We start from the raw sequence: 15082 nt of genomic DNA, 5'->3' as shown, positions 1-15082 counted from the left end.
TGATAAAGGAAGATATCTAAAGCAAGCTATAGGGAGTTTCTTGGAAAAACCAAGTAAACAAGTCGAACTAGAAGAATTTTTTCAGGCTGATAAAAGGATTAATTTAGAAGCAAAAATGCTCCCTGATGATCTACCAGCTGAGATCTATATACCCTTTGTTTCTAATGAATTTATTTGTGCGATATTTTTAGGACACCGTTATTCCCACGTCAAAGTTCAGGTGGATGAACTACCATTTATAACCTTCGCTTCGAGTCAATTGGCTCAACGTCTAATAACCTCGTTTGTTATCAAGGAGCTGTCGAAAGAAATCAAGGAATTAGCTCAAAGATCTCTGAACTCACATCGAAGAAATCAGGGACTTCAAGGAATAACCACATCTTTATTTAAAAGGCTTGAGAAAGAAAGGAAAACAATAGCCTACGAGATTCATGATGGACCATTGCAATTAGGACTAGATTTGAATCGATGGTTGAAATACCTTGTTGATGAACGCCCAACCAACACCAAAACTATCAAGGCGATTTCTCATATGCGAGAGCTTGTGGAGAACTTGAATTTCGAACTACGCTTAATATGTAATGATTTGCGTCCCCCATCCTTAACCGATTTAGGACTGCTTCCCTCTATTGAATTAATGTGCGAAGAAGTAATGCTAAAAGAGTTATTGATAATTTCTCTGGAGGTGGTAGGGATTAATCGAGAAGAACGTTTTAAGGAAGAAGTAGAATTAGCTGCCTATCGGTTTTTGCAGGAAGGGATATCGAACGCCCTGAAACACTCCGGTTCAAACAAGTTGAAGTTTCATATCGAGATGAGCGAATCTGGACTTGAACTGACTGTTAGAGACTCAGGCAAAGGCTTCGATACTAGCAAGATAGATGATTGGTCGTTGACTGGCGCCCATTTTGGAATAGTCGGAATGAACGAAAGATTCAAAAGCTTAGGAGGCGATCTTAAGGTCAGTTCGACAATTGGTCGAGGCACTATGCTCAAAGCCACTATTCCTATTCGTTTTTTAACAAACACGGAGTCAGCAACTTTCGAAAATCAAAGAATATCTATGGGGGGAGGAAGATAGGTGTGTCGCTGAATACTGAGGAACTAGTAAAAGTAAAAGTCCTAGTCGTGGATGACCATACGCTTTTTGCAGAGGGAACTGTCTCCTTGTTATCTTTTGAGCCCAATATTCTTGTAGTTGGAATTGCTAAGAACGGAATAGAATGTATGGACTTAATTAGTAAAACAACACCTGACGTAGTGTTGTTAGATATTAAGCTTCCGGATGCCTGTGGGACGGATTTAATAGATAAGATAAAAAGGGTTCAACCAGATGCGAAAATTATAATGTTAACCGGACATAGTCCAAAAGGTTATGTAACTAAGTCTATAAGTAAAGGTGCCAATGGTTTCCTAGTTAAAGACTGTACAGTAAAGGAAATGATTCAGGGAATAGTAAGAGTTTATGATGGTGGTCTCTATTTTTCCAAAGGTTCGGAGGCTTTCCTTCAACCTGTAAATAACGGTGATAATTTGTATTTCCCAGTTAAGTTAAAGAAAACGCCAAGTGAACTATTAACTACTAAAGAAATAGAAATAATAGAATTAGTATCGAAAGGGTTACATAACAAAGAGATCGCATTGGTTTTAGGTATTAAGGTTCGAACTGTGGAATTTCACGTTAGTAATATCTTTTCTAAATTAGAGGTAAGTAAACGTTTCGAAGCTGTCTTACAATGGGCAACTATTAAAAAGGCGATATTTAATTGATAGGTAGGACTAAGAAACAAATATAAAAGCGTGGGAGAAGTAATCAGGTATCTTATTTTTTGTATTACGGATTGGAATGACTTCCGTGATAATTAGCATTACTAAATAAGCAAATGGAGGAACTTAACACATGCTAAGCCCTCCATTTGCTATTTAGTAATGCTAAATGTCCATAATTGTCATAGAAACAGACTGATAAAGAGAACCAACAGCTTTATATAGAAAATAAAAAATTGCGACTTGAATTAGAAAGATATGCATAGGGCCAAAGTAATGCATTTCTTTTTGTATTTAAAAATAGAAGGGCTAGATAAGCAAAACTTTACCTATGAAGCAATGACGATGACTTACCAGAATTCTCATTGACAATTACCGCTAAAGAGCGTAGTTCGCTATTAGGTTAATTAATTTTGGATTTGTGCAAATGCTGGAGCTAAGCAATTGTTAGTTCTCCATTTTCGTACATGGTAACACATTACGACGAAGTATGTGATAATCTGTTGCAAATTACGGGGGACATATTTGTTGGGATTACGGGGGACAAAGTTAGGTATTTACGATAATCTATCTTAAGGTAATAAAAATGCCCTCAGATTATCAATACTCGCAAAGTACCATTTGATCCGAAGGTGTTCGCCCCTACACAAAAATAGTAGGTATTTTTATATTACACCGGTTAGGGATGTTTGTGAAGGGAGATTGAAAAAAGGGGAAATTTGTTCTAATTCCGATTACTTTTTGGTTCTATGAAAAAACGAGTATTAGTGAGCAAATCTTAATTGATTAAGAGATGTCATGGTGAATGTAACTATCCATGGGTCACATGCGATTTTCGATGCGCTTGCAAGGGTAATCCACAAACATTGAAGAAAGCAAAAAAGTCAAATGAAGGAGGCATCAATAATATGGAAGTTAAATTTTTAGCAGTTGATCCCCATTGGAGGGAATTCGACGAGGAGGTTTATCCACGATCAACACATTTTCCGGGTGCTGGATTATCTTATGTTATTGGCTCTGCAAAAGAAGCTGGTGCAACTTGTATTGGAGTCGAGCATTTTTTTACAGAGAAAAAACAACGAGCGCAATCTCTCAAAGAGTTTCATTCTCAACAGAATGCTTTTATAGAGCGAGTTATAAATAAAGCCGTTATCAATAATTGCCAATTAGTATTATTGACGACAACGACAGGTCCTTACTTTCTTGTGTTAAAAATAATCGAACGATTTTCTGAGTTAAAAGGTATTAAGCTAGTTATAGGTGGCTCCGGAATAACAGTACCCAATCTATATAAGAACAGCAGGAATCTATTTTTTAAGAAACCTTTAGAAAACTTGATAACAGTGCAAGGCGAAGGTGAAACTCCCATTAAAGGAATAGTAACCTATGTAAAAGATGGTAAAAGTGATATGAGCGGTATTCCCGGAATAACGTATGCTATGAATGGCGAACTTTATTGTACTCCCTCAAAGAAGGCTGATTTTTGTAATTTATCTCCTGGAGATTACAGGGACTTTGATCTAAGTAATTTCTTCCCTATTCTTTTTGCTAGTCATTCTAGAGGGTGTTCAGGTAATTGTACTTTTTGTGATGAAAAGGATGTATTTCCTGGTATGCGTTATAGATCAATTAATGCGTTTATCGCAGAATTAACTCATTTTGTTGAGGAGTATGGAACTCGTTTTCTAAAACTAACAGACTCAACATTTACGTCTAATGAAAATGAGGTAATAGAAGTTTGTAATGCGATTATAACCGCCAACCTAGACATACGATGGCTCGCATACGGTCGAATTATTGAAGTTCTTAATTTCCAAGATTCTACTCTAGAGTTAATGAGGCGTGCAAATTGTATTGGAATGCATTTTGGTTTTGAAACTTTTGAAAAATGTGTATTAGAAAATGTAAATAAAGGATATTCGGAAATGGAGCAAGCCAAAACGATTGTACATAAGGTAAGAAAACAAGATATGAATGTAATTGGAAGTTTCCAAATTGGCTTCGGTTCTACAAACGAAAGTTCAATAGCACAGTCAGTTGATTATGCAGCAAGTCTAGAATTGGATGTTTACAATTATCATGCTGCTGTCCCCCCAATAAAGCAAATGGAAAACCCCGAAAAATACAATGTATCACCTATTTTCAGACTATGGCATAATGATCCCAGTATTCCTGGACACCTTTATGAAGAGTATTCTAATTGGCATCTAGGGCAATTTGGTACACCTATAACAATGGGACGACATACTCCAATGAAGCAATTTTTCGCTATGGGTAAAGTTACACCTCTACCGTCTGCCTATAAGTTGGAAGTTGCAGATGAGGTCATTGCTAGAGAAATCCAAAGAGCAATGGGTGCGGGTAGAGAAAAAAATGAAGCAACGCTTTTCTTACCAAAACATAAGTGATTTCAACGTAAAATACTTAAGTTCTAAATGCCATCATGGAAAGTGATTTGTTCCATAATATAGTCTGTTGCTCCAGACTTATCCCGGACAGACGACTACCTTCGGCTTTGATGACGTTCCTACGTTTTCGACACGTTATCAGCGGTTCATTTGTATTCGTCTCCATAGCACTTACCTGAAGCGGTCAAACTTCACCTTTCTTAATGCTCACTACCATGACTTTTGACCAAATCAGCATTAGGTGGTTTGGAATCTATACCTGTAAAATGATTCTGAGGGATCCACCCTCATCTTCTGTTTAGCATTAGCTACTGTTTATGCGACAGTCCCTGTCGCATAAACGCGCCTTCGTGGCGCATAATCATCTGAATAAGGCACTATCTCTGCCTGTCCTCTACAATACTTCTTCACGATCAATTGAAAACATAAATCGAACGTATAATGCAGATAAATATTCGCCAAGTTTGCGATATGCTAGCTCCTTATGCGATGAAAGTTAATATGCAAAAGTAAACAGCGGGAAAGCCTATATGACCATAAACTACCGCTGTGCGCCCCTACTGGAATAATTACCTGGGTTGTGGCTATAGCGACAGCTATTCTGTATAAGAACAGAGATTTGACGGATAATGTATATTTTGACTGAATGAGGTGGTTGGCGTATGTTAAACGTCGATAGTGCAACAGTGACAGTAATTCTATCAATAATTTCCTTTCTAGCGGGGTTCATAGACAGCATTGCAGGTGGTGGCGGTCTTTTAATGATCCCCGCACTTTTATTCGCAGGAATTCCACCTCAAACTGTTTTGGGGACGAATAAATTTGCTGGTACTTCCGGTACAATCATAGCACTTATAAATTTCGTGCGAAGTAAAAAAGTTATATGGAAAGTCGTTTTTATGGGAATTTTATTCTCACTTATTGGAGCCTTTTTAGGCTCAAAAGCAATACTAATCTTTCAAAACGACACTGTGGGTAAAATTATAGTATTTCTTTTACCCTTAGCCATGCTAATTACTCTTGTACCTAAAAAGGAACGTGTTGGGGATGAAGATTTACCTGTGAAAGGATTACAGATAAAGGTTTCCTTTATCTGCTTTTCACTAGGTTTTTATGATGGTTTTTTTGGACCAGGTACTGGTAGTTTTTTAATATTAGTTTTCTACTTATGGCTCGGAATGGATCTCGTCAAGGCTTCAGCTACAGCTAAGGTGTTTAATTTAGCGTCGTGTTTGAGTGCATTGATCGTCTTTCTTATAGACGGCAAAGTAATAATTTCTCTAGGCATTCCATTAGCAATTGCCAATATAGCAGGGAACTATTTAGGTAGTGCTCTTGCAATAAAAAGAGGTGCCCGGATTGTAAAAGCCTTTCTGATTATTTCTCTTGTAATTTTGTTCATTTCTCTCCTAATTAAATTTTATATTGCTTGATTCGGGGATTAGTGTGGATTTTTTACCAACCAGGGATACGGCAACGATTCGTGTAAAATAGTACATCAACCCTAATATACCAAAGGGTCATTCCAGAATGTATACAAATCATAGTACCTAGCATTGACAAAAGAGCTGGTAGTCAGTCGCAGATTACACCATTAGAGCAAAGGACTCAGCAGGGGAGCAAAACTGACACCTAGTCATGTTAGCTTTGCCATGCTCAATTTCTCTGAATTATGCGTTTTGTGCGAATTCTATGAAAACGTGCAAAAACCAAAGAAAATCAAAAGATATTACAAGGGAGGTTTGTAAATGCCAAGAAAAGCTTATAACGCTGAAGAGGCAGTCTCTGTTGGTCCATATTCACATGCCGTCGAATCGGGGGATCTAATTTACCTTTCTGGACAAACACCTATAGACCCCAAAACGGGAGAACTACTTTCGGGAGACATTATTATTCAAACTGAACAATGTTTTAAGAATTTAATCAATGTCCTAATTTCAACAGGTTTAACTATGGATGATGTCATTAAAGTTAATGTTTTTTTAACTGATATGGGAAACTTTAATGCGATGAATTTAGTATATTCAAAACAGTTTTCTTCCCCTTATCCTGCCCGAACAACGATAGGCGTAGCAGCACTACCACTAGAGGCAAAAGTAGAAATTGAAATGATTGCATGGAGAGGTAATAGGACATAAAACAAACCAAAATATTTGCTTAGGTTGTACCGGCCAGTAATAAATGTGATGTTGATGCAAGTATCGAAATTTTTAACTTGGCAAGAATTCATGCCAAAGATGCACTAAATAATTACCTAACCATGACGATTATTATGCTAAAGTGTTGCGTTTGAAACAATTACTCCAGGAAAAGAAATTTGTGATTTTAGAGTAGGTTTCCATTAATCAATAATAGGACCTAGTCCTGGTACAAACCGTCCTTTAAAGTGTTTTAAACAAGTTACCAGCTGTCCTTGAATCTTTGAGATCAGAGCAGGAGTAGCTGATGTATTCTTGAAAGGGAATAAATGTAGGAGAACGCAGAAGTATATAATCCTGAGAGTAGGATTGGACAAAACCTAGAGAATGTCTTGAAGAAACTGGATACTGTGTTATTCCAATGAGATTTGTAGCATTGTGTGAAGAAATATGTGAAAATCCTAAAACGAGAGAGATACATCCAGAGTATGAATGGTGCGGCAATAAAGGTGTAGCTGACAGCGTGATGAAAAAAGGTTTCCGAGTTGTAATAGAGCACTTTTTGAATACACCAGAGAACTATCCTCCAGTTATTCGTGCAAGGCATATCGAAGAGCAACTGAATTGATTGTCGATAACGTACATAAACATGTTAAACTATGAGTATATTGGGAATGATGTAGATCATATTAAAGTTTAAAGCTCTCAGTAAGATTAACTTGGAACTGGTTAATGGGGAATTAGTTATTCTTGTTGCGGTTAAAAGAAAAAATCTGGTGGAAGACCAGGCCAATAAAATTAAGAGGTGAAATATATGAAAAAAAGTTTAGGTGCTAAAACTTTGGTTTATCCTACACCCGTTTTCGTTATATGTACTTATGATAACGAAGGCAATCCAAATGCCATGACTGCTGCTTGGGGAGGTATTTGCTGCTCATCTCCGCCTTGCATTGCGGTTTCATTACGCAAAGCCACTTATACTTATGGTAACCTTATGGAGAAAAAAGCGTTCACAATAAATATTCCTTCAGAAAACTATGTTAGAGAAGCCGATTATTTTGGCATGGTCTCTGGAAAAAAAGAAGATAAATTTGCTAAGACTGGTCTTACGCCGGTTAAAAGTGAGCTTGTTGATGCCCCTTATATAAGTGAATTCCCTATTAATATTGAGTGTAAAGTTTTACACGTTATTGAAATCGGCCTTCATACCCAGTTTATTGGAGAGGTCATGGATGCTAAAATAGATGAGACCATTCAAGAAAAAGGAGATCAGCCAATTATAGAACAAATAAAACCTTTAATATTTGCCCCCGAGAGTAGAAATTACTATGCTATAGGCAAACAAATTGCCCAGGGATTTTCTATAGGTACTGAGATAGGGTAGAATTATAATGGCTCATCGCACTAGGCTTGTGCTCATTACCACTATGTGAGTAAAATTGCCAGGGGGGATCTTTTTGATTGAATTAGATCGAACCCGAGAAAATAAGGAATAAATAATTACCTAATAATAAAAAGAGGATGCCACTTGCTTCCTCTTTTTATTATTAGGTAATTTTGAGACCAATAATCCTGTTTTTCAAATTATAAAGAGTGTTTTTGGATAATAAGCAGAACCTGTGGAGATAATCAGTCACCCTTAGTAGTTGATTATCTGCTTTTCTTTTTAGAAGGATATCCCTATAATATAAGCATGGACCTTATCATTAATTGATTTGAAAGTCTGTTCGACTCGTCAAAATGAATATGTATTGTTTGGTTATTATTTAGATTTATAGTATTCGACATCTGAAAATTTGAAAAATGGAGCGTAATGTTAATGAATGTAGCTTTTTTCCTTATACCTAAAAAGGACGTCGTGTATCTTAAAGAAAATGCAACGATGCGTCAGGCCCTAGAGAGGATGGAGTATCACAGTTATTCTGCAGTCCCGCTCGTTAATAGCGAGGGAAGATATGTTGGAACAATTACTGAAGGAGATCTGCTCTGGAAACTTAAGAATACACCCGGTTTAACATTTCAAAATACGCAGGATATTTTCCTGAGTGAAGTTGAACAACATGTTCAGAATTTGCCAGTAACAATCGATGCCCAAATGGAGGATCTGATTTCTCGAGCTGTAGAACAAAATTTCGTGCCTGTCGTTGATGATCAGCAGATTTTCATAGGGATTGTTCGACGGCGGGAAATGATCGAATATTGCTCGAAGCTTTTGATCCTCCGAAAAGCGGAGACTGCAAAACTAAATATAGGAAGGGGTTAATTCACGTTTTGGATATTAAAACCACGAGATGATTCACTTTGAATTATCTCGTGGTTTTTTAAATTAAATATGTTTGAGTTAGCATTACAGCTTCAGAGAAATGATTATCGGCACTTTAATTGATTGGCATTGACTTGATACGTGTTTCGGAAATAGGGCGCCTAGATTCGAAAAGTACTAACCCCGATTTGTAAATTTTGAGCTAATTCTGTCAGACTCTGACAAGATAAGTTAATCTGATCGATAGAAGTCGTGAATTCATCGATGCCTGTAGATGCTTTGGCTGCTTGATCGGCGGTAACCTGGCTAACAGCTCCGATATCCTGAACTCCTGAAACGATTTGCTGACTACCACCTGCCATTTGCTGTATTGAAGAGGCAATCTCGCCTACCTGTACAGAAACTTCATTGACCATATTCAAAATGTCACTTAGGCCACAGCCTACAGTGTTGACCACTTTAATTCCATCGTTGACGTTAACCTCTTCTGCATCCATAGCAACGATAGCATGAGCGATGTTATCCCTATTGACCACGACCAAAGCACTGATTTGTCCAGTCGCTACTTTGGCCTTTTCAGCTAATTTGCGAACTTCTTCAGCCACTACGGAGAAGCCACGTCCATGTTCGCCAGCTCGGGCAGCTTCAATTGCTGCGTTTAAGGCGAGCAGATTTGTTTGTTCAGTGATACCATTGATTAACTGGGCAATGCCTGCTATTTGTTCAGAGCTATCAGCCAGAGCAGTGATAGCTTCTTTAACAACTTGAGTTCCTTGGTTGATGTTGGCCATTTGTTCAACGGCTTGTGTAAGAGCCCTTTGTCCATTTTCTGTAGTAAGAGCCGTCTTTGAGGTGAGATCCGTGACGCACTGACTCGCAGCGGCTATCATTTGAATATTAGCGTCTATTTGCTCTATAGCTGCCACGGTCTCGTTGACTGCACCAGCTTGTTTTTCTGTTCCGCCTGCTACCTCAGCGATTGCCACAGCAATTTGACCGGAGGCCATAGTACCTTGTTCCGTAATATGTAGGAGTTCGTGAGCAGAGGCAGTTACTTCTTCAGATGACTCTGAGACTCTTCTTACTAGAGTAGATAGACTAACTGTCATCTGATTAAAGGCCTGAGCTAATTGGCCTGCTTCGTCCTTAGAGTATGTTTTGATCTCGGACACCTTTAGATTTCCGGAGGCAAGTTCTTGAACATTTGTTAGCATTCGTTGTAACGGTTTGGAAATAGCTCGGGCTACCAGTGCCCCAATGGTCACGGCAAGTACTGCCGCGGCAAGCGGGAAGATGAACAGAAATTCCTCTGCACGGTCGAAATTTAGATTTTCGCGGACAATAGTACTTTTCGCTTTTTGAGTGCTGAATTCCACAAGTTGAGGAAGCACGGTGTTTATATCGTCTAAGATTTTGGTAACGTTATTCGTGAAATAGGTATAGGCCTCGGCTCTTTTATTATTATTCATTAGAGTAACTACTTTTTGCCATTCGTCGCTGTACGCTTGTAGTTCGCCTCTAACTGTTGCTAACTTTGCAACTTCAAAGGGTTCTTTGGCAAGAGGGGTGTAGTTATCCAGAGATTCATTGATTAGGCCTTTTAGCACTGTTGACTGAATGAGTAGGTTTTGTTTTTTAGAGTTGTCCAGAGGCGACAAAAGAAGCTCTATATTGACACTGCGGATCATCCGGACATTAGCATTCGTCTCATTGATTAGTTTTACAGAAATTAGGGAATTCGAGTAGATATCGTTCATAGCCACTTTGGCTTGTCTATAATAGTAATACCCCATAAAGCTTAATCCAAGCATAAAGACAACCATTATCAGGACTAAAGCATTAATTTTATAGAACATTTTCCAGTTATTAAACCAATTCCATTTTAGCTTCCGGTTCCATTTTAGCTTCCAATTCCGTTTTGGTTTCCAGTTCCACTTTAGTCTCCAGTTCCACTTTGGTTTCCAGTTCAGCTTTGGTTTCCAATTCCATTTTAGTTTCCAACTCCATTTCGGTTTCCGGTTCCAATTCATTTACATCGCTCCTTTTATCTTAACAAAAAAGAGTTACCGCCTATTGCTTTAACTTCTTTCTTGATCTGGGCAGCTCGCTCAGAAACGAGTAGAGGTGTCCAATTTTGATCGGTTGACTTTATGATGAGACCTGCCAAGGCTACGCTGAGGTTTTCTGAACCAGGTAATTGCTCACAAGATTTTGCAAATTGAGCGAGTATGGTAACTGCTAGCTTGTCCAGGTCCGAGGGTGTAGAAATTATAATGAAATCGTCGCCACCAATGTGTCCAACAAAGGTTTCCTCTGCAGTATTATAGGATTCATTCAGCAAAAGCTCTCCCAACATTTTGATAACTAAGTCTCCTTGCTGAAAACCGTAAGAGTCGTTATAATATTTGAATTTGTTAAGATCAACATAGATCAGGCCAAAGCTCAAACCGCGTTCTATATGTTGCCGGATCTCCTGGTCAATGCGCAGGTTACCAGGCAATCCCGTCAGCGGGTTAGCTCCTCGGGCCAGCTTTATCTGTCGCTCAGACATAGCTTTTATAAGATTGGCAACTGAAACCATGCCAATCGGCTTACGTTGGTTAGCGATAATAATACCGTCATATAGTTGCGCATCCGGGCGTTGCATAGCTAGACTAGACACCACTTCCAAGGGAGTGGTGTCTTCCACTATTAGTGGATTAGTGTCCATCAAAATGGGAACGGTACGTTCCAAATAGAGTGGAATCCCATAACGGGTACCTAAGGCGGCGAAAAGCCTGTCGCGTTGCATCACCCCGACCAAACGGGCGTTTTCGGTTATCCCGACTAGCCATTGGTGGGGGTGCTCACGGAAGTATGTTTCGACGGTATTGATAAGGGCGTTGCTCTCGAACAAAGGTAACGGTTCCACCATGGAAAGAATCGGACTTTGATCTATTGAGATATGTAGACGTTCTGGATCCAAGATTTCCATGACTGCAGGATTTATATTCTTCCGTTCAAAGGTTGGCCTTGCAACAAAGAATCCCTGGACATAATCCACCCCCAATTGAACCACTGTACGCATTTCTTCTGCCGTTTCTACACCTTCGGCAATGATACGGCACCCAATACGCTTAGAGAATGTTACAAACGTTTCCAGCAAAGCCCATTTGATAGGATCAGCATTTACTCCCTGAATTAGAGACCGGTCAATTTTAAGAAAGTCTGGATGTAGCTCTGCTACAGATTGCAAAGAGGAGTAGCCGGCCCCGACGTCATCTAAAGCAATTAGGTAACCCTGATTGCGATAGTGATCTAAGGCATCGCGGTAGGTGGAAAAATCTTCTATAGCGCTTCGCTCAGTAATTTCCAGCACAACATCTGAGGGGGTTAATCCTTTTTCAATAAGTAGCTTTCTAGTATGGCCGGAGGCAAACTCGGAGTCGATTAGGACTTGGGGGTTAATGTTAAGAAAAAGCATTTCTTTATTTTGGGCAACAGTATGATAGGAAGTAATAGCTTGACGTCGGCAGAGCGTTTCGATCGGATAGAGCTGCCCGATCTTTTCGGCAAATGGAAAAAGGTCAGCTATATTGTTAAAACAGGTGGTGCCCGGTATACGGGCCAACGCTTCATAACCAAACACCACTCCGTTTCGGGTTTCAATGATTGGCTGAAAAGCAGCTTTTAAGTATTTATCCGGTTCTTCAATTAGCTGGGAAATCTCTTTGCGACGCGCAAAAAAATGAGGATCGGGTTCGGATTTATTGAGGAGGAAGGCCTCTTTTACAGCTGCATATAGTAAATAATCGGCACTTCGACCAACTTCGTTAGTGCAGCGCGCAAGTCCAGAGCGCAAGCATATTTTTTCACTAACCATTTTCCTAATTCTACGGTTGAACCGTTCTTCCAAAGGGAGAACCCACTGCTCGATGACTTCTGATAAGTCCCAACATATGTTTTCTCCTGGAACAAAATAAACAACGAAGTCATCTCCACCCCTGCATTCTAAATGAGAAAACAGATAGAGACCGCGTTGTTGTTTGAGTGTAAGGTTAAGTTCACTTTCGATTTCTGCCAGAATTTGGTTGCAAATTTTATAGCCGTAACGAAATTCTACTTCATGAAATTTAATGATATCAAGATATAATACCCAGATCGTTTTCTTGTCTCTAAGCAGACGGTATAGCTTTTGTTGGCTCATATCTATCGACTTAAACATTCGAAAACTCCTTCTCATGGCTAAGAAATGTGCGGGCTCATTTAGTCATTTCTTGTATATCCTTTCATAATCATAATATTTGAATGTAAAAGCATGATGAACTGAATGTAAATTTATTGTTAAATTTATCCCCTGAGACCAACCTTTGCATAGTTTTATTTAAATTATGATCCAGAAAATTTTGAATATAGAAAAGTGGTTCTAATAATTCTGTAATAAATAACTCAAATTTAACAGAACCTAGTTGTTTCTTAACAGGAGAATAATATCCCCTTTACAGTCATGCCTTAAAATTATCTTAAGTACATAGGAGAGGTGTTGACTGGAAGTGTATGAGAAGATTATTGGTCAGACACTTGGTAAGATGACAAAGTTACTGCTTGCATCAGCAGGCCCCTTGCAATATTTTCTCGACTCCCCAGGCGTAACCCACGTTCGTTGTCTAGAACAGGCATATATTACCTTGAAGCAGGACGGAAAAGAAGATGTAGCCACATTATTCAAGGCTCATCATTCTACGCTGACAAAGGGTCTATACTGGGCTGACAGAGGTTGGAAAAACGTCAATCATTTTTATAGCCATCCTGATAAGCAAGGAATCAGCGGTTGGCCAGATGCTACGGCAGAGTGTCAGTATTATTTCAATAGAGCTTTTACTTTTTTCCCAAAGAACATCGCTAAAGGTATGTTTTTTCTAGGAGCTGCGCTACATCTAGTACAAGATATGTGCGTACCACACCATTCCTTGGGGGTTGTTTTCGACGGTCACAGAGAGTTCGAAACATGGGCGTCAAAGAACTGGGATAAGTTTCCGGCAACAAAAGGTATCTATTTGCCTTTTTCTCATCCAGCTCAATGGATTGATCATAATGCGAGCCTATCTGCCCCTCTATATCCCTTGGTATCTCAAGACAAAGGGTGTTCTGAAAAGAGCTACATTAAGGCTGCAGAACTATTGATTCCTCTGACCATTGCTACTTCTGCGGGATTTTTAGATTTTGTTAGTAATCGATTAGATAGTTGATTATTTAGACTTGCGCAGATTTCAGATGAATTTTCTTCCGGCCAGTCTGCTTGGAAAGGGAGTGAGAGAATGGTCGTCCGAGAGGGAGGGCAAGTGTTGAAACAGTTAAGAGTTCTCGTATTTTCGGCAGCGTTTGGAAACGGACATTTCCGGGCGGCAGAAGCTGTTATTGAAGGTATACTTAGCAAAGAACCTCATGCCACAATTATTCATTTAGATTTCGGTGATTTCTTGAGTAAACGGTTTAACACGATGGCCAAAAATGTTTACATTGAAATGATTAAACATACCCCGAAACTTTGGGGGAAATTTTATTATAGAACTGCGAAACTACAACCTGAATCGAAGATTCAACGTTTTCTGAGTCAGTTGGGGCGAAGCGATTTTCTTAAATATATTCAGGAATTTGAACCAGATCTTATTGTATGTACTTATCCCACAGTTTCATCAATTCTAGCTCAATTGAGACGGGAGCAAATTCTCAATGTGCCGGTTATCACCGTAATTACGGATTATACGGTTCACAGTCATTGGGTCCATTCAGGTGTTGATTGCTACATGGTAGCTTGTGAAGAAGTAAAGAATAGTTTAGTGTCTTGGGGAATCAAAGCGCAACGTATTCAGGTTACCGGGATTCCGGTCAGCCCAAAATTTGAGAGAGAATTGGATCGGCGACATATTTTTTCCAAGTTAGCTTTAAATCCTGAACTTCCCACCTATCTAGTGATGGGAGGGGCGTATGGGTGCTTAGAGAGCACAAAAAAAATCTGCAATATAATTACAGAATCTCAAGTCCCTGTTCAAACTATTATTGTTTGTGGTAGAAACAAGAAACTATATCATTCTTTAGAAGAGCTGATCGAGCGGTCTAGTAAACCAATGGTACGGTTGGGGTTCGTGCATAATGTGGAGGAACTAATGGCAGTTTCTGATCTGATAGTTACTAAGGCCGGCGGTTTAACTGTTTCCGAGGCCCTAACGAAGCGCTTACCATTGATTATCTACAATCCAATCCCCGGTCAGGAAGAAGAAAATGCGAATTTTGTGCAACGTATCGGTGCAGGATACGTTGCGGGCACTGAAGATGAATTGGGTTATTTTCTGAGTCGTTTATTGGCAAATCCTAAGGAAATAGAGAGAATGAGAGGAAATGCTGCCGTTGCTTTGCGGCGTCACTCTACCGATCGGGTTGTAGAAAATATGCTTCAAATAAGTATGAATTTAGAAATCGAACAAAAAATCGGCTAGAAATAGTTTAACAGTAAGTTTACATTCTCT

At 39.1% G+C, this 15082-nt stretch carries 13 protein-coding genes; 10 read left to right on the top strand and 3 right to left on the bottom strand.

Going from position 1 to position 15082, the window contains the following annotated elements:
- From DOT_RS06315 to DOT_RS06280, 8 genes are all read left to right on the top strand, one after another.
- On the top strand, positions 1–1081 hold a 1081-nt coding region (locus tag DOT_RS06315; RefSeq protein ID WP_009615680.1), incomplete at its 5' end, for an ATP-binding protein.
- A 2-nt stretch (positions 1082–1083) separates the two neighbouring features.
- Complete coding sequence (locus DOT_RS06310) at positions 1084–1770, top strand: response regulator transcription factor (protein ID WP_009615678.1); 687 nt, start codon at positions 1084–1086, stop codon at positions 1768–1770.
- Between the two features lie 905 nt (positions 1771–2675).
- Positions 2676–4175, top strand: coding sequence for a radical SAM protein (locus DOT_RS06305; protein ID WP_009615663.1), 1500 nt, complete (start codon positions 2676–2678; stop codon positions 4173–4175).
- A gap of 662 nt (positions 4176–4837) precedes the next feature.
- Positions 4838–5608: a TSUP family transporter gene (locus DOT_RS06300; protein ID WP_009615661.1), complete on the top strand. Its 771-nt coding sequence runs from the start codon at positions 4838–4840 to the stop codon at positions 5606–5608.
- A 315-nt stretch (positions 5609–5923) separates the two neighbouring features.
- Positions 5924–6313 (top strand): Rid family detoxifying hydrolase, encoded by a 390-nt coding sequence (locus DOT_RS06295; RefSeq protein ID WP_009615659.1) that lies wholly within the window; start codon positions 5924–5926, stop codon positions 6311–6313.
- 421 nt (positions 6314–6734) lie between these two features.
- A complete protein-coding gene (locus DOT_RS06290; protein WP_157998422.1) occupies positions 6735–6941 on the top strand; it encodes a hypothetical protein in 207 nt (68 codons plus the stop codon).
- 186 nt (positions 6942–7127) lie between these two features.
- Positions 7128–7697, top strand: coding sequence for a flavin reductase family protein (locus tag DOT_RS06285; protein WP_009615654.1), 570 nt, complete (start codon positions 7128–7130; stop codon positions 7695–7697).
- A gap of 435 nt (positions 7698–8132) precedes the next feature.
- Positions 8133–8576, top strand: a complete 444-nt coding sequence (locus tag DOT_RS06280) for a CBS domain-containing protein (protein WP_009615652.1) — start codon at positions 8133–8135, stop codon at positions 8574–8576.
- 161 nt (positions 8577–8737) lie between these two features.
- Here DOT_RS06280 and DOT_RS06275 read toward each other — a convergent pair whose 3' ends face one another.
- The 3 genes from DOT_RS06275 to DOT_RS06270 are packed head-to-tail and all read right to left on the bottom strand — an operon-like array spanning position 8738 to position 12780.
- The gene (locus tag DOT_RS06275) at positions 8738–10432 is read right to left on the bottom strand and encodes a methyl-accepting chemotaxis protein (RefSeq protein ID WP_009615651.1); all 1695 of its coding nucleotides are present in this window, start codon (positions 10430–10432) and stop codon (positions 8738–8740) included.
- Positions 10433–10442: 10 nt separating this feature from the next.
- Positions 10443–10601: a hypothetical protein gene (locus DOT_RS31700; RefSeq protein WP_242833781.1), complete on the bottom strand. Its 159-nt coding sequence runs from the start codon at positions 10599–10601 to the stop codon at positions 10443–10445.
- Between the two features lie 19 nt (positions 10602–10620).
- Positions 10621–12780, bottom strand: a complete 2160-nt coding sequence (locus tag DOT_RS06270) for an EAL domain-containing protein (RefSeq protein ID WP_009615644.1) — start codon at positions 12778–12780, stop codon at positions 10621–10623.
- 328 nt (positions 12781–13108) lie between these two features.
- On the opposite strand from DOT_RS06270, the gene DOT_RS06265 reads away from it, so the two are divergent.
- Together DOT_RS06265 and DOT_RS06260 are read left to right on the top strand one after the other, a co-directional pair.
- A complete protein-coding gene (locus tag DOT_RS06265; RefSeq protein ID WP_040411396.1) occupies positions 13109–13804 on the top strand; it encodes a zinc dependent phospholipase C family protein in 696 nt (231 codons plus the stop codon).
- Between the two features lie 96 nt (positions 13805–13900).
- Positions 13901–15052 carry a glycosyltransferase gene (locus DOT_RS06260; protein WP_040411401.1) on the top strand — a complete coding sequence of 384 codons (1152 nt, stop codon included), beginning with the start codon at positions 13901–13903 and terminating at the stop codon, positions 15050–15052.
- Positions 15053–15082 lie beyond the last annotated feature (30 nt).

It is taken from the genome of Desulfosporosinus sp. OT, assembly GCF_000224515.1.
GTDB lineage: Bacteria > Bacillota > Desulfitobacteriia > Desulfitobacteriales > Desulfitobacteriaceae > Desulfosporosinus.
This window is presented reverse-complemented; position numbering and strand designations above follow the sequence as displayed.